The 18,948-nt window shown below is 48.7% G+C and carries 1 protein-coding gene; it reads left to right on the plus strand.

Going from position 1 to position 18,948, the window contains the following annotated elements; translation table 11 throughout:
* Positions 1–6 precede the first annotated feature (6 nt).
* A complete protein-coding gene (locus tag ORQ98_RS11375) occupies positions 7–18,894 on the plus strand; it encodes a PfaD family polyunsaturated fatty acid/polyketide biosynthesis protein (protein WP_274688930.1) in 18,888 nt (6,295 codons plus the stop codon).
* The last annotated feature ends 54 nt before the right edge of the window (positions 18,895–18,948 follow it).

Raw genomic sequence — 18,948 nt, forward strand, 5'->3', positions numbered from 1 at the left:
GACGTTATGAGAAAAAAAGCTCAATATCAGTTTATTCTGGAAAATGATAATTTTATTGTCCGTGATCACCGCGTACATGATGTACGTATTTTACCAGGCGTGACTTTTTTAGATGTTATTTATCGATTCGGCCAGCAGTTATTCGGCCACTGTAATTTTGAATTACAGGCTATTTTATTCAAAGCGCCAATTGCAACGACTGAGTCATGGGATAAAAAAGTACGAGTCATTTTTACCCCTCAGTTGACGGATAGCCAATGGCAGGTGACCATTCAAAGTCAGCCGATTAAGCCTGGGCAGGCACATGATGAGGATTGGGATGAAAATGCCGAGTGTCAATTAACACTGGTAAAATCCCATCAGCAGAAAACTACCTCAATAAATGATGACAAAGCCCTAGCCATTGACCCGCAAGCATTTATTAAACAAGCCACTGATCAGTGGTCGATGGAGGGGATTTATCAGTTGGCTCGTCAGGTAGGTGTTGAACATCGCACGTTTATGAAGACAGCAGGTGTGGTGTATCGGCAGGGTGACGAGGAACTAATGCATCTTAAACTGAATGCGCTGGCAGAAGAATTCCGGGAGAATTTTTATGCCCACCCGGCCTTTTTAGATGGGGCAACCTTTGCAGGCTCCTCTGGAAAGCTTGCCGGCCACGATGCTGGGGTTTTTTATGGGCAGATGCCTTATATTCCTATTTCAATTCAACGGTTCCGTGCCTATAGTGCGCTGCCCTCTGAGATTTATGTGTATTCACGGGGTACTACTGACCCGCATCCAGCTCGCCAGCCACACCAACAGCCTGATGTTATCTCCAACGATATTACCCTTTTTAATCAGCAAGGTTTGGTTCTCGCTGAATTTCATCACCTGTCATTAAAGCGTATTCGTAGTCCTGAATTAATTCAACGATTGATGTCCAGTGCCGCTAGTTCTCAAGCGCCAGAGTCGATAAAGTGGAATTCACCCGTGAAACCGGTGGCTAAACCTGAGGGCGTGGGTGCTGACAATCAAACCCAACAACAGGTTGTGGATACTGACTTGCTGAAAGCGCAAACACAGCGGTATTTGCAAAAAGCTATCGGTAAAGTCTTGGCCAAACCCAGTGACCAGGTGGGTATAAACACTGGGTTTTATAGTCTGGGGTTAGATTCGACCCAGCTATTGTATTTGGTTAAACAGTTGGAGCAAGGGCTGGCTGCGTCGCTATACCCAACGTTGTTATTTGAATACACGACCATCCACGCCTTATCGGACTACTTGATAGAAAGGTATAGCCATGCCCTGGCTAATCTCTTCCAACGACCAGATGCTGATCATTCACCAGTTGAAGTAAGTGGACAAAACAAAGCGTCATTAGATGAGCCAAGGGAAGTACCAGAGAACTCATTACTGGAAGACAAGACGTGGTGTTTTGCCCCGAAATGGCAAGTGCAATCCTTAGCAAAGACGACTGTAGCGAACCCGATAGCGCAGCGGATTATCCTCTGCCACCCTTCATCATCAGTCTTGGAAAACTTATCTGCTTCCTTTGGCGATGGGGTGGTCATCGTCCAGCCGGTTGTCCATGAGAGTATCGCTACAGATTTTCGTCACCAGTTTGACCTTACCTTACAGCAGATACAAGGCTACTTGCAGGGGCCGGTCACTACTCCGTTGGCGTTGCAAGTACTGGGTGATTTTCGGGGTGATAACTGTTATAGCCGAGCTTTAGCTGGATTATTAAGAACTGCCCAGCAAGAGAACCCCCTTATTCATGGCCAGATTATTGGCATTGATGATCTGGATGAGTACCCCATAGAAGTGTTGGCGAGCCTGTTAAAGCAAGAAGCCTATGGTTACGACCGCCACAGAATACAGGTCCACTATCGCGGTAAGTCTGCTAAGCAACGTTATATTGAGCGGTTGGTGCCAGTATCACTTGGGCAATCTGCTGAGCGTTCCCCGCTACAAGCATCACAGCAGCCACTCCAAGCGGCTGAACCTGTGGTTTATCGGGAGCAGGGCGTTTATCTGATTACCGGTGGGCTGGGTGGTTTGGGCTATCACTTGGCGCAAGCCTTAGCACAAACGGCCAGAGTCAGATTGGTGTTAGTAGGACGGTCGGTACTCAATCAGTCAGGCCAAGCAAAGCTTGAGCAACTGAGGCAGCGAGGCTCTGAGGTCACTTATATATCGACAGATATCAGCCAAAGCGAAGCAGTACAAGCATTAGTGAGCCAAATAAAGCAAGACTATGGTCAGCTCAACGGCATTTTTCACAGCGCTGGTGTTATTCGAGACTCGGTTCTGTTAAAGAAAAAACCACAAGAAATTGATGATGTTTTTGGCTCCAAAGTCCATGGCTTGTGTTATTTAGATCAGGCGACCCAAACCGAACCCCTGGATTTTTTCCTGTTATATTCCTCTATTTCGGCAGTGACAGGCAATTTAGGGCAAGCTGATTATGCCAGTGCAAATGGGTTTATGGATATATTCGCCCAAGTGCGTAATCAGCGAGTGAAAGCAGGGCAGCGCAGTGGCCAGACAATCACCATTAACTGGCCCTTGTGGCAAGAGGGAGGGATGAGTCTGCCAGATGAGTTGGTGAGTATGATCAAAGCAGCTTCCGGGATGACGCTATTACCGACTTCAGCAGGTTTGGCTGTATTAACTAAAGCGTTGTATCAGACACCGACTCAGTGGGTCATTTGCCAAGGAAATGAAAGCCAGATCCGACAGCATTTAGGGCTAGTTGCCGACAAGGTAATGATCACCTCAAGGGGGGAGCAAGCCGATATCGCCATTGTGGGATTAGCTGGCTCTTATCCAATGGCTCAAGATATAGCCGAATTTAGCCGCAATTTACGAGCAGGGCGCGACTGCATTACCGCGATTCCTAAAGACCGGTGGGACTCTACGGCATTTTCCTATCAAGTGGAGGATTATTATCAATGGGGCGGCTTTATCGGCGATATCGATAAATTCGACCCGCTATTTTTTAATATTTCCCCTCGGCAAGCAGAAATTATGGATCCTCAAGCCCGACTTTTTTTACAAACGGCTTGGGCGGCATGTGAAGATGCGGGGGTGTATTTTGATCGTAATGCTCATGGTAGCAACCCCGTAGGTGTTTTTGTCGGTGCCTTTTGGAGCCACTATGAGTTATACAGCCAGGGTGCTTCTCAGGGTGGGCAGCCGATGGCTTTTGGCAATAGCCTGGCTTCCATTGCCAACATGGTGTCTTACAGCTTGAATTTACATGGGCCATCCATTGCCCTGGATACCATGTGTTCGTCAGCACTGACTTCGATTCATCTTGCTTGTGAAAGTATCCGCCGTCAGGAATGCCAGTATGCCATTGCTGGTGGTGTGAATGTGGTGACACACCCACATAAGTACCTGTTTTTAAAGGAGATGGAATTCTTATCCAGCGATGGGCGTTGCCGGAGTTTTGGTGATGGTGGTGACGGCTATGTCCCTGGTGAAGGGGTTGGTGCTGTTTTGCTGACAAGCCTAGAAAATGCAGAGGCAGCCGGGCATTCCATTTATGGGGTTATCAAAGGCTCCAGCATCAACCATGTTGGTAAAACCTCTGGGGCTATGGTACCCAGCCCGCACGCCCAAGCGGAATTGATCAGCGCTGCATTAACTCAAACGGGTGTTGATCCTCGTACGATAAGTTATGTCGAAGCCCATGGCACAGGTACCCGCTTGGGAGATCCCATCGAAGTTCAGGGACTACAGACAGCTTTTAAACAATGGACCTCAGAGACACAGTACTGTGCTTTGGGTTCATCCAAATCTAATATTGGCCATCTAGAGGCAGCAGCAGGAGTAGCAGGGCTGACAAAGATATTATTACAGCTCAAATATCAGGAGATTTTTCCAACGCTGCATGCTGAGACCCTTAATCGACATATTCTGTTGGAGGAGTCACCTTTTTATCTTCCGAAGGCCCTACAGCCTTGGCCAAGGCCAGAAATTATCGATGAAGATGGTGAAACCAGCATTTACCCAAGGCGCTCTGGGGTGAGTGCATTTGGGGCTAACGGCAGTAATGCCCATCTAATTATTGAAGAATATATCCCATTACCTGCTGAGGAGCAGGAAAAGCCCCTGTTTGCCAGGCAAGGCTCCTACCTGATTGTGCTTTCAGCGCAGCACCAAACCCAGCTGAGGGCAGTCATTGTTAATTTGCTGCAAGCGCTGACTGAAGTCGATGATCATAGAGCACCTGATATTGGTGATATTGCTTATACCTTACAGGTCGGCCGTGAAGCGATGGATGAGCGGCTAGGGCTACTAGTGCGCTCGACAGAAGAGTTGAAGCGTCAACTGACTGCCTATCTTCAAGACGCTGAAAGCGTCAATGGCTTTTACCGTGGTACAGCCAAGCCTCACAATGACATGCTTGCATTGTTTGCCACTGATGAAGATCTACAAGCAGCGATGGCTGACTGGATCGCTAAAGGTAAGTACGAAAAACTGCTATCACTTTGGGTTAATGGCTTGCGAGTGGATTGGCACAGGCTTTATGGGGCTGTCAAACCACGCCGGGTCAGCCTGCCTACTTATCCTATTGTGAAAGAGCGCTATTGGGTAGAAACCAACATACCCGATAAGGATAAGAGCGCTACAGTTCAGCGGGCTGCTTACTTTATGAGGAAAAATTGGACAGTATCTCCGGTGCCAATGCTGGCACTAGCTGGGAGTAGTCCTGCCCCTCTTCAAGAAAATAAGCACTCGGCCATTATTATTTATAACCAGGCAACAACAAAGCTGGCAGAAGCTTTAGCGAAGCAGTTTCATCAGGCACTACCGTTGGCTGTGACGGCCATTGACGATGAAATGGCTAGCATTGAACAGTTTATTTCCCATTGTACAACTTGGCTTGATCTCTCTGGGGTGTTTCAAGATGAATTGCCCCAAGCTCCTGGCTCTTTCGACTGGATACGCCCACTGCAAGCTTTATTAGAACACAAACGTACTGGTGGAATCTGCTTGCTACAGGTCACCCAGGGGCTTGAGTCTTGTCAAAATGCCAGTACCAGTCCAGCAGGGGCGCAAGCAGCAGGCTTATACCGTATGTTGCAAGCCGAATATCCAGCTATCACTAGCAAACACCTGGATCTTGATCCCAAGTTACAAACGGTTTCCGAGCTAGTGTCGATTATCTTGCAGGAAATCGCTCTTGAGGGCCGTGAAATAGCCGTTTGCTATCGAGGTCAGCAGCGGTTTGTGCCGGCCCTGGAAGTGCAACCGCTGTTGGCTGTGAAGGCGCCAAAAAACCGGTTTAGCCCTGATCAAGTGCTACTGATAACAGGAGGAACTCAAGGACTTGGCTTGCTTTGCGCACGCCATTTGGTTGCCCACTATGGTGTCAAACAACTGGTTTTGACGGGGCGTGAAGTGATTCCTCCAAAAGGGGAGTGGAATAGGCTTGCGGACTTTTCTGCGTCTTTGCAGCAAAAAATCCAGGCGATTCAAGGGTTAGAAGACCAGGGAGTGACTGTCCGCGTGCTGTCCTTAGCGCTGGTTAATCAGGAAGCGGTAGTGGCTGAAATTAAAGCCATTGAAACCACGATGGGGCCAATTGCTGGTTTGATTCACGCGGCAGGGACAGCAGATGCACATAACCCAGCGTTTATCCGTAAGTCAGTGGACAGTATGTCAACGGTGCTGTCGCCTAAAGTGCAGGGTACGCTCAATCTCTTACAGTCACTGAATCCCAGTAATCTAGCGTTTGCCTTGTTATTCTCATCTATTTCGGCAGAAATTCCTTCCCTGGCGGCCGGGCAGAGTGACTATGCAATGGCCAACGCCTTTATGGACTATATTGCACAAGCTAACCATCAGGGGTTGCCAGTGGTCAGTATCCAGTGGCCAAGCTGGAAGGATACTGGCATGGGAGAGGTTAAGAGTCAGGCGTATCAAAATACCGGGTTGTTGAGCATCACCGATCAAGAAGGGCTGGCATTTCTGGATAATATTCTGGCTCAGCTCAAGACACCGCTAATCGGGTCAGTTATTGCACCGGTCATCGTGAATTCTGTTGAATTTAAGGCAGAAGCTCTGTTGACGTTACCGAATGGGCAGCATAGCCCGATAAAGCCTTCCCCAGCAAAAAATACCCAGAAAAACACGGTTCAAATAACTACTAGCTGCCACCATCCGGCGGCTAACCCATTATTGACTGATTCAGCCAAGCCACGTTTATATGCCTACTTGCAGGGATTAGTTGAGGCCGAAGCGAAGTTGAAACCGGGGCAACTGGATGTTGACACCCCTTTTGCCAATTACGGCATAGACTCCATCATATTGACGCAAATACTGCGAAAGCTCCAGCAGGCACTAGCCCTTGAGTTGGAGCCTTCGATTCTTCTGGAGTATTCAACCCTAGCGGCTTTTGGTGACTGGTTAATCCGAAGCTATCCTGTTGAAATAGCTGGGATAGAAGGGGGGTTGCCAGCAAAACCAGACCCAGAGGTTTTATCAACCAGTAGTGCAGGGACAGCCACGGTTGCCGATAAGCGGAATGAAAGCACCCAGGAAGAGCTTCAAGCGCAACCGCAAGCAGAGAGTTCACAGGCAGCGGCGTTATCCCCAAAAGCCCCCATTGCAGTGATTGGTATGGCTTGTCGTTTTCCCGGTGCTGAGGATGTGGAGGCTTATTGGCAGTTATTGGCGCAGGGGCAATCAGCCCTGCAAAAAATTCCCAAAAGCCATTGGGGTAGGCAAACCGATTATTACGCGGGCTTGTTAAACGATGTTTATGGCTTTGACCCTGAATTTTTCCAACTGCCGGTAGCAGATGTACAACACATGGACCCTCAGGCACTTGTGTTGCTGGAGGAAAGCCTGAAAGCATTTTATCACGCCGGGTATACCCATCAGTCTATGAGTGGCTCCAATATGGGGGTTTACATCGGTGGGCGGGCTCCGGTACCGGCAGCTGTTGAGTGCTTGGATAAAGCGCGCAATCCAATGATGATTGCCGGTCAAAATTACTTAGCGGCCAACCTGGCTCAGTTTTTTAATTTACAGGGGCCTGCTTTAGTGGTTGATACCGCTTGTTCTTCTGCTTTGGTCGCGATGAAAATGGCGACTGACGCTTTACAGGCTGGAGCGACTGAGATGGCCTTAGTGGGGGGGGTGAGCTTACTCACTAGCCCTACTGCTCATGAGATGTTCACTAGACGTAACCTGTTACAAGAAAATGGCGAGTTTCATATTCTCGACCAAAGAGCTAATGGGGTAGTTCTGGGAGAGGGGGCTGGCGTTGTTTTGTTGAAGCCACTTTCTCAAGCGGAACAAGATGGCGATCGTATTTACGCGGTGATTGACGGGCTTGCAGTCAACAATGATGGTAGAACTGCTGGGCCAGCGACACCCAATATTGAAGCACAAAGAGCTGTGATGCAGGCGGCTTTGCAACAAAGTGGCTGTCAGCCAACACAAGTGCAGTACCTGGATGTGAATGGCTCTGGGTCGCAGGTGACGGATATTCTTGAAATGAAAGCGGTAGCTTCCATCTACCGAGCCGACTCTTCCTCTTCTACTGCTTTGTCTTCTTCACCGTTGTATTTGGGTTCTATGAAACCGAATATTGGTCACCCCTTATGTGCCGAAGGCATGGCCAGTTTTATAAAAACAGTGTTGATGGTGCATCACCAGTGCTTAGTGCCGTTTCTCTCTGGTCAGGAGCCACTGGAACACTTTTCATTAGCCGCTGCTCAGTGTCAGCTACCCAGAGAACAGCAGTCAATGCCGCTGGCTTACGCGGCAATCAATTGCTTTGCTGATGGGGGAACCAATGCTCATGTGATTCTTAAACACTATGAGACCCATAAAGCTGATCCAGTCCGCTCCCCATTAGCATTACCGACGCTGAATCGGCGTGATGTCCGAAGCTTGCAACAGGGCCAGAATCCGGCGCTGGCAGCCGCTCCCCTGCAGATGAAAACACTACAACATGGGTTTGCTCGCTCGAAAAGCTGGTCACAGCAGCTAACGGTAGATCATCCTGTACTTGGTAACCACCGTATCTATGGGCAGGCTGTGCTGCCTGGGCTGGCTTGGATTGACTTCCTATATCAGTGGTTTGCCGAAGAAGAACTGACTTATAACACCCTAGAGCTGCGGCATCTGTCAATCTATCGGCCACTGGTAGTTACTGAGATGGCCCCTGCCCAGCTGACAGTTGAAGCCCTACCGCAAGAAGCTGGGTATTGGCAGTTAACGGTAAGAGACCAGCGGGCCTCTGCCACCTCAGAGGCGATTTACATCACAGCTGAGATTCACCCAGTGACGCCGCATGCTTTTGTTGAGGCTGCCACTTTGCCACCAATGGCGCATTCAGCAAATAGTCCTGGGGCTGCTCAATACTTAGAGGATAACAAGAATAACGGGCAGCTAGCCGAGATTTATCAGCATTATCATCGGGAGCAGCTCAGTCATTCGGCCATCATGAAGCCGAGCGGGCATTTTTATTTGGATTCAGAGTCGCTTTGGGTATATGTCACTGAAAATAATCAAGGGCAGATAAGTCCAGCTGAATACCTGTTTCACCCAGCGCTGATCGATGGCAGTGCACTTGGGCTTGGCTGGTTGGGAGCCAGCTTGGTGAAGGAAGAGACTGGTAAGGGCATCCAGCCAACAGCATCATACTTGTTCTTACCGCTTTACTATGAGTCTTTTTATGCCTCTGAGCCGTTGAAAGACAAATGTTACGCCAGAGTTCAGCGCGCTAGCTTAGTTGCTAAAGGTGAGCTGATTACTTTTACGGTGGAGTTTTTCACAGTTACTGGCAAGAAAATAGCTGAACTGAACAACCTCAGTACTAAGCGGGTGAGAAATGCGGAGTTTTTGGGTCAAAGCCAGCAGCCATCAGCTCAGCCTGCTTATTCAGAGGCACTCTCTGTCGCGATAGGAGCAACAACAGTGGCTTCAAGGGAGGGCGTGGATTTAGCTATTGAGGAAACAGCTGATACTGCTACTTCGATGAAGTCTTTTTTAACCTCAGTAGTCGCTGCTCATTTAGGGGTTGATCCCCGCACTGTGGACCTTAAAGCGGGTTATTATGAGCTGGGTTTGGATTCTGCCTTGCTGCTGGAGGTGGTGAAATCAATCGCATCAGGATTAGCGCTCAATTTATCCCCAACATTACTTTTTGAATATACGACCATTGATAGTTTAGCTAAGCATTTGATGGCAACTTATGGAGACTCCAGACTTGTAGCCTCACCAGTCGCCCCTGAAGCTGCTTTGAAGAAACAGGTCACTGATCAATCGGTTGCTGTAATAGGTATGGCGGGTCGTTATCCCAAAGCGGAAAACCTCAACGCATTTTGGGAAAACCTTAAAGCCGGGAAAGACTGCATTACCGAGATTCCTGCTGAGCGATGGAATTCAAACCGGTTTGATCAAATGAAGTCGCCTTCAGGCAAAAACCTATCTAAGTGGGGTGGGTTTATCGATGATGTGGATTGCTTTGATGCTGAGTTTTTCAGAGTTTCACCACGTGAGGCGAAATTCATGGATCCCCAGGAGCGCTTATTCTTAGAAGTTTGCTGGGAGGCTATGGAAGATGCGGGCTATACACCGGAAAACATGGTGGTAAACCAGGTAGACAGTTCGGACGATCAGCCGCGTTGCCCCGTAGGGGTGTTTGCTGGGGTTATGCATAAAGACTACACCTTGTTGCAAAATGAGGCGGCGTATGAAGGCCAGCAAATACCTTTGTCGTTAAATATGGCGCAAATTGCCAATCGTGTTTCTTATTTTTGCAATTTCCATGGCCCCTCCATCACGATTGATACTGCTTGCTCATCATCGCTAACAGCGGTGCATCTGGCCATTGAGCAGATCCACCAAGGAAAAATCCAGCTGGCGCTGGCTGGTGGCGTTAACCTTTCCTTACACCCGGGGAAATACCAAACCTATGGTATGATGGATATGCACGCCAGTGATGGCTATTGCCATACCTTTGGTGAAGGCGGTGATGGCTATGTGTCAGCGGAAGGTGTGGGTGCGGTTTTATTAAAGCCGTTAGCTCAGGCACTTGCTGATAAAGACAGTATTTATGCGGTGATCAAAGGCAGCAGCATTAATCATGTTGGCAAAGTCAGTGGGATGACGGTGCCTAGCCCGGTTGCACAGGGTGAGATGATTGCAGAGTGCTTGAAAAACACAGGTGTGGACCCGGAAACGATTACTTATATTGAAGCCCATGGTACTGGCACTTCGCTGGGTGATCCGATTGAAATTCAAGGGCTAAACAGAGCCTTTAAAGCGTCGACAGCTAAAATCCAGTATTGTGCACTGGGCTCGGTTAAATCCAATATGGGGCATGCAGAAGCAGCTGCTGGTATTTGTGGTTTAACCAAAGCTATTTTACAGCTACATCATAAAACCCGAGTGAAAACCCTTCATGCGGAGGCGATAAACCCCTACTTGGACTTGGCATCGTCGCCTTTTTATATTCAACAGACGACAGAAACCTGGCAGCTGGATAGTAGCGCAACAGCCTCAGTTCGACGAGCAGGGGTCAGCTCATTTGGAGCCTCAGGTTCTAACGCGCATCTGATTCTCGAAGAAGCGCCATCTAGCATAGCGGCTACGGAAATTAAGCGCCCAAGGGCAGTGCCAGTGTTGGTGCCGCTGTCGGCAAGTAATAATGATCGTTTGCGGGCATATGCTGACAGGCTGCTGGGTTTTCTGGAAGCCCACCCTTCAGTTGATTTAGTTTCACTGGCTTATACTCTGCAAACAGGGCGGGTTAGTCTGGAACAGCGCTTGATTGTTCTGGCAAGCAATGTCGATGAATTACAAGCTAGCTTAACAGCGTTCCTGGATAGCCCTTCCGCTTCAATAGCCAACAGGCTGTGGCAGGGGCGTGCTCAATCAAAAGGCACAGGTTCAGCATCACTTGAGGTTGATGCCAGTACGAAAGGGGAGGGGGGACTAGATAGAATTAGGCAGTGGGCTGCCCAAGGCACTCTAAAAGACCAGCTTGAACAAGTAGCCCAAGCTTGGGTGCAAGGGTACCACTTGGACTGGCACGCTTTATATGAAGAGCTACCTCAGCGCTTGCACTTGCCTACGTATCCTTTTGCTAAAAAACGGCACTGGATTGATGTGCCGGGACAAAAGCACAACACCCGTCAGATGATTGATAAGAAGTCATCTGCCAACCAGCCTTCTAAACAACCAGGAACCGCGCAAACGTCATCGGTGATTTCAGTTGTCCAGCATCCTTTAACAAATACCAACATGTCACGAAATACGTTTTCAGCCCCACTCAATAAGCCGAACAATATTACATTAGCGCCTTTGGTAGGCAGTGACTCATTGTCAAACCGCCGCAGTGCCAATAACGAGCAATCAACCGCTATGTCAGAGAATCGGTTGGCAGCACGGGCTTCGGGAATGACTGCGGCGACAAAAAAAGAAGTATCAAAGCTGACAGCGTCAGGCGCTGGTTTTGCCGAGGTACCTGCTAAACCGGCTTTTTCAGTGGACTCAATCCAATCAACCTTAATAGCCAGTTTGGCTAGAGCGCTGTTTACTCAGCCTGAAGATATCACTATCGATAAACCGTTTGTGGATATGGGGCTGGATTCTATTGTCGGGGTTGAGTGGATCCAGAGCATCAATAAAACCTACGCGATTAACCTGCCGGCCACCAAAGTTTATGACTATCCCACCATCAGTGAATTTTCCCATTTTCTTCAGCAGGAACTCACTCGACAAGAGTACCAGCCTGCACCTGATCAAAATGTGCAGCTGACGGTGAGTGATGCGCACAAACATCATCGTGAAACAGTCGTTGCTGGTGTTACGGAAGCCGTTTCAGTGCTTGATGGGAAAGCCAAGCATGCATACTCGTTGGCAATGTTACAGCAGTCTCTAAAGGAAAGCTTGGCAACAGCACTGTTTATGCAGCCTGATGATATTGCCATTGATAAACCGTTTGTGGATATGGGGTTGGACTCTATTGTCGGGGTCGAGTGGATTCAAAGTATCAATAAAACCTATGAAACTAACCTACCGGCTACCAAGGTTTACGACTATCCCACAATGAGTGAGTTTGCTACTTTTCTCCAGCAACTATTGTCGCAAAGTGAACCTAGACAACAAAGCTGTGCTCAGGAGGTGACACCTAGTCTTCCAACCTCTCAACCAAAGCTCGCTCAACCAGAAATAGCCGCTGAACCTACTTTGGATAGTGGCTCTGAGGCTTTGTCACTGCATAACGTGGTTGATGTTAATTACCGAGCGCCTTCTGCAAGTGATGAGAAGTTGCCTGAGCACTTTGGTAGTTCACTATTTCAACAGCGCTATGGCTGTCAACTCAGCTACTTTACTGGTTCCATGTACCGAGCTATTGCATCGGAAGCTTTGGTGGTGGCGATGGGACAGGCGGGTTTATTGAGCTTTTTTGGTAGTGCTGGGCTATCGCTTGATGCCTTGGAGCAGAGTATTCAGCGAATCCAAGCCCAGCTAGGGGAAACTAAACCTTATGGTATGTGCTTAATTGCGAACCTCAATGATCCGCAAAAAGAGCTCGATCAAGCTGAAACTTTTATCCGTTATCAAATTCCAGTGATTGAGGCCGCTGCATTTTCCACTATTACTCCCGCGTTGGTGTATTGCCGTGTGAAGGGCCTTACCCAAACCCAGGAAGGGCGTCTTATTTTGCCGCGACGAATCATTGGCAAATGCTCCCGTTTGGAAGTAGCCCGGTTGTTTTTGTCCCGGCCGCCAATGCTGATTGTCAATGAACTCGTCGCTAAGGGGATGATTACCGAAGAAGAGGCTCATCTATCCCAAAAAATACCCATGGTGGATGACCTTGCGGTGGAAGCGGATTCCGGCGGGCATACTGACCAAGGCGTGGCTTTTTCTCTGCTCCCGTCGGTGATGGCATTAAAAGCCTCGATGACCCAAGAGCATCATTACCCCGAGCCGATCATGGTTGGCTGTGGCGGTGGCATCGGTACCCCGCAAGCAGTTGCTGCTGCATTTGCGTTGGGTGCCGATTTTATTTTCACTGGCTCTATTAACCAGTGTACTGTGGAAAGTGGTGCTCACCCGGCTGTTAAGGCAATCCTGTCCAGCATCAGTGTACATGACACTACCACAGCACCTGCCGGAGATATGTTTGAAATTGGCGCAATGACTCAGGTTGTCAAAAAAGGCACTCAATTTCCTCAGCGGGCCAGTCGGCTCTATCAAATTTTTCATCAATATTCGTCCATTGAGGCTATTCCCCAGAGCGTTCAGCGCGACATCGAACAGCACTATTTTAAACGGTCTTTCGCAGAGGTTTGGGATAAAGTCTGTGTCTATAAAGCGCGGAAAAATCCTGAGCAATTACTGGAAGCTCAAGCAAACCCTCGGATAAAAATGAAGTTGATTTTTCAGTGGTATTTTCATTACACCAATCAAGTGACTTTAGCAGGCACGACCACTGAGCAAGATAACTTTCAAATTCATTCTGGTCCGGCCTTAGGAGCATTCAATCAGTGGGTTAAAGGCACAGAGCTGGAAAATTGGCAAAACCGACCGGTAGTTACTATCAGCCAATTATTGATGACAAAAGCCTGCGAGTATATTCAACACAAGTCGCTGTTTACTACCAGTGCTAAGACAGAAAATGGCATCTCTCGTACATCGCCGCAAACAGAAGCAATCCACTCGACACCTTATCAATCGCAAGACTTTTTTGCTGAGCAGGCAATTGCCATTATTGGTATGTCTGGCCAGTTTCCCCAGGCTAAAAACCTGGATCAGTTTTGGGAGAATATTGCTGAAGCTAAACAATGTGTTTCGGAGATACCAGCGGCACGCTGGCAGATCGATCAGTACTTTGATACTGACAAAGATGCCCCAGGAAAAACCTACAGCCGCTGGCTGGGGGTATTGGAGGACATAGATGTATTTGACCCGCTGTTCTTTAATATTTCGCCGGCAGAAGCGAAATCGATGGACCCGCAGCAACGGTTATTTTTACAGAATGCTTGGCATTGCATCGAAAATGCGGGATTGAACCCGGCGACTTTATCGGATAGTGCTTGTGGGGTTTTTGTAGGTTGCAGTGGCAGTGATTACAGTCAGGCCCTAAATGCACAGGGACTAATGGGGGTCAGCTCTTCCATTTTATCTGCACGGATTGCTTATTTGTTGAATTTAAAAGGGCCGTGCTCAGCTATCGACACCGCTTGCTCTTCTTCGCTGGTCGCCATTGCAGAAGCGTGTAACAGTCTCGTGCTGGGAACCAGTGACCTCGCTATAGCCGGTGGAGTTTGTATTTTAACTGGGCCTTCTATGCATATTATGACCAGCAAAGCAGGCATGCTGTCAGAGCAGGGTCGTTGTTTTACCTTTGACGATCGGGCAGATGGGTTTGTCCCTGGAGAAGGGGTAGGCGTCATCTTATTAAAACGCCTTCACGAAGCGGTGCGAGATAGGGATGTAATTCATGGTGTGATCAAAGGCTGGGGTGTGAATCAGGATGGGCGCACCAACGGGATGACAGCGCCGAGTGTCAATTCTCAAATTGCCTTGGAAAAAGGGGTCTATGACCGGTTTGGGATTAACCCTGAAACCATTTCTCTCGTGGAGGCTCATGGAACAGGCACTAAGCTTGGTGACCCCATCGAAGTGGAGGCGCTGATTAGCTCTTTTAGTGCCTATACCCAGAAAACCCAATACTGTGCGTTAGGTTCAGTGAAAAGCAACATTGGCCACCTGTTACCAGCTGCAGGCGTTTCTGGGGTGATCAAAGCTGTGCTGGCGCTACAGAAAAAAATGTTGCCGCCCAATGCCCAGTTCAGCACATTAAACCGGCATATTACTTTGGACAATAGCCCCTTTTATATCAACACCGCATTGCGTCCTTGGCACACAGCACCGGGAATACCCCGTTGTGCCGCGGTCAGCTCCTTTGGCTTTAGCGGCACCAATGCCCATTTGGTGATTCAGGAATACGCCCCTGAGCTGACAGAAGTTGAAACAGCAGGCTCAAAAAACCAGGGCAAAACCGTTAACGTCACAGAGCCCGTGTTAGTTACTCTTTCGGCAAAAAATCGTGACAGATTAAGTGGTTATGCAGCTAACTTGATCAGTTTTCTTAAGTGTTCAGACGCTTCCCTCAATCTTGCAGACCTTGCTTACACTTATCAAACCGGGCGTGAAGCGATGGATGAGCGTATTGCGCTGCTAGTTGATGATAAATCGGTTTTGATTCAATTATTAGAGGTCTACTGTGAGCATCGGTTGGCTAGTGATAACAGTAATCAAGGCATTTTGTATCAGGGGGCGGTAGATAAAACACCAGGTTTATTCACTGAGCTTCTTGATGATGAAGATGGTCAAGCGCTAGTTGATCAATGGATGAAACAAAAAAACCTTAGCAAGCTTGCCAAGCTTTGGGTAAAGGGACTGGATATTGATTGGCAGCTGCTTTACGACAACCGTCGCCCCAGCCGTATTGTTGCGCCGAACTATCCCTTTGCTCAGCAACGCTATTGGCTTGAAACGCAGGGGAGCACCACTGCATCATCAGTGATAGCTGAACAATCGCCATTGAAAAGAGCATCGATCTATTTGCGACCCAGCTGGTGTAGAGACGATTCACAGGCTTATTCTCGACCACTAGCCTCGCAGGACAGTTTGTCTTCAGCCAACATCGACCATCGTCTCCTGTTACTGCATAACCACGACCAGAAAGTGATGGCTGAACGACTGCAGCGGGAATTTACTCATGGGTTGCTGGTACAAGCAGATAGCATCCAGCTGTCGTCTTTGGGGGATTTGTCTGGCTATGATGGGCTGATTGACTTAACTGGCCTTTGTTTACAACCCACTCAGCGATTACCGGAAAAACTCCAACTCCTACAAGCCCTGATCGACCAGCGCCGAGGGCAAAGCTTAAGATTACTGTATCTAGGAATTAAAGATGCCCCGACAGTAGAGGAGCCTCTCTACTGTATGTTACAGAGTGAATATCGCACGGTTACCGCGCGGTGTTTAGTCGTTGCTGCAACTGATGTGGCAGTAGGCGAGGAAGCGTTGATGCAACAGGTTATGGCTGAGTATCAGCAAGAGGCATTACCAAGTCTTTGTCACTATCAACAGCAGCAGCGCTTGATACCTGTCCTGGAGCAAATGACCCCGAATCCTGGCACATTTAACATTCCAGCTGACCGAGTCGTCTGGATAACGGGTGGTACCCGTGGCATTGGTTTGCTCTGTGCGCAGCATATGGTCGCTCACTATGGGGTTAAAAAGCTGGTATTACATGGAAAAGCACCATTACCTGGTCGTGGCACTTGGGAGCGATATGTTGCAGACCCAGCTTATGGTGATAGCAGTACGCAGCAAAAAATCGAGGCGATCTTAGCACTTGAAGCACAGGGTATTCAGGTCGAAATACAGCATACGCCGTTGACTGACACAGCCCAATTACAGCAAGCGCTAGCCATGGTTAACCAAACGCTTGGTCAGGTGGCGGTTGTCTTGCACTGCGCAGGTCTTATGGATCAAGAGACCCCGGCTTTCATTCACAAAACGTGGGACAATATTGAAGCGGTTTTAGCACCCAAAGTGCAGGGCCTAATCCACCTGCATGAGGTGATGAAAACGCAGCCACTCCAGCGCTTTGTGCTATTTTCATCGGTGTCTGCCATTATGCCTCGCTTGGCAGTAGGGCAGCTTGATTACGCCATGGCTAATGGTTTTATGGATAACTGGTCACGCCACCAGCATCAAGCCGGGAATACCTATTACTTGAGTTTACAGTGGCCGAGTTGGAAAGAAACCGGCATGGGCGAGGTGCGAACCCAAGTCTATCGAGACACCGGTTTACTTTCCCACACCAATGCAGAAGGCTTGGCATTGCTTGATGGTGCGTTAACGCAAAGTGATCCGGTACTACTGCCTGCAGTGGTAAATCCAGCGATTTTCAATGCCGCTGTCTGTCTTCAGCATTCAATGCACCAGCAAGCATCGGCAGGGCTAATGCCTACCCCCCTGAAGTCTGAACAGGAAAAGACTACTGAGGAAGTACTTCGTCAACCGGCATTTGATACGGTGGCTGTATGGGTACAACAACTAGTCAGCCAACTGATTAATCTGGACCTGGACAAGCTGGATAGAGACAAGCCTTTTCAGGCGCTAGGTATTGACTCGATTTTGATTGCACAACTGATCCGGCAAATGGATAAGGATATGGTCGGTGAAAAGTTGGACCCCTCAATCGTGCTTGAAAACCCAACGGTTAACCAGTTAGCCGGCTACCTGATTCAACATCATGGCAGTGGATTAAAATCCGTGATTGGACACCCCTCGACCGAGCTAGGTGGTGAAACACCGCTAGCAGAGGTGCAAACTAATAGCACTCACACCAAGCCAGTGCCGCTTGCTGAGTTGGAAAACACATCGCAAGCAAGCCAGAAAGCGGTGTCTATGTATACGCAAGGTGATAGTGCGTTGCTGGCTAATAAAATAGCGGTGGTTGGTATGGCATGCCATTTCCCTGATGCACCTACTACCCATGACTACTGGGAAAACCTGTTAGTGGGCAGGGACAGTATGACGGATGTGCCGGTTAACCGCTGGGATCCAGAAAAGCTGTATCTGCCAGGAGAGTTTGTCAAAGGCTTCAGTATCAGCCGCTGGGGTGCTTTTTTGGACAAGATTGAATATTTTGACCCCGACTACTTTGGTATCAGTCGTTCACTGGCTCCGCAAGTTGACCCCTTGGCACGACAATGGTTAGAAGTAAGCGCTGAAGCCCTGGCTGACAGTGGTTATACCAAGGAGGCGCTCTGGGGTGAAAATGTGGGTGTTTTTGTTGGCTCTCGGATGAGCAACTTTGCCCATAAGTTTGCCCCCAATCAATTTGATAAAAATGCAATTGTTGGCTTAGGCCAGAATTTTATTGCTGCCCATCTTGCCCATATTTATAACTTCAAAGGCCCCAATATGGTGGTCGATACGGCTTGTGCGAGTAGTCTGACAGCTATTCATCTAGCAGTAAAAAGCTTGCGGGAGGGTGAATCGACAGTTGCGTTGGCTGGGGGGGTAGATATTTTACTGGATGAATCTCCGTATATTTTGCTGAGTGCAGCGCAAGCCCTATCCCCTGATGGCCGCTGTAAGACCTTTGATGAAAGCGCCAATGGAATAGGACTGGGTGAGGGCTGTGGTGTATTAATCCTGAAACGGTTGTCCCAGGCTATTGCCGATGGCAACAAAATTTACGGAGTCATTGAGGGCTCCGCGGTGAATAATGATGGCGCCACTATGGGAGTGACTACGCCAAACCCGGAGGCACAAGAAGCGTTAATTGAAGCCGCGATTGCCGATGCCGGCATTGCACCGCAGAGCATTAGTTATGTCGAGGCACATGGTACAGGTACTCTGATTGGCGATCCTATTGAGCTAAAGGGGTTATCCCATGTGTTCAGGAAGGCAACTGATCAGAAACAATTCTGTAGCGTTGGTAGCGTCAAAAGTAATCTGGGGCATCTGCTCAGTGCTGCAGGCGTAGCCGGTATCATCAAAATTTTATTGTCGATTGTGCATAAGCAGTTACCACAAACCTTACATTGCCACACGCCAAACTCCCGTTTCCAGTTTGCCCAATCGCCTTTATACCCTGTACTTGAAAACCAGGTCTGGGCAGGCCCACTTCGGCGAGCAGGAATTAGCGCTTTTGGCCTAGGAGGCAATAACGCTCACATTGTACTCAGTGCCGAAGGTATTCCCGATGCCTTGTTGGCAACTCTAACACCGAAATCAGCCATGCCTGAGTTTCAACGCAACTATTACTGGCCCACCAAACCAGCGACGCCAGTGGAAAAGAAAAAAAGCAAGTCACTGTTGGATTTTATCGAAGCTTAATGATTTTTATACACAAAATGTAGGGTTTTTAAGGGGCTCGCTGGCAACTGCTAA

This window comes from Spartinivicinus poritis, from assembly GCF_028858535.1.
GTDB classification, from domain to species: Bacteria; Pseudomonadota; Gammaproteobacteria; order Pseudomonadales; family Zooshikellaceae; genus Spartinivicinus; species Spartinivicinus poritis.

Coding starts and splice junctions, on each gene's coding strand:
- ORQ98_RS11375 (WP_274688930.1), top strand. CDS start 7: ATGAGAAAAAAAGCTCAATATCAGTTTATTCTGGAAAATGATAATTTT.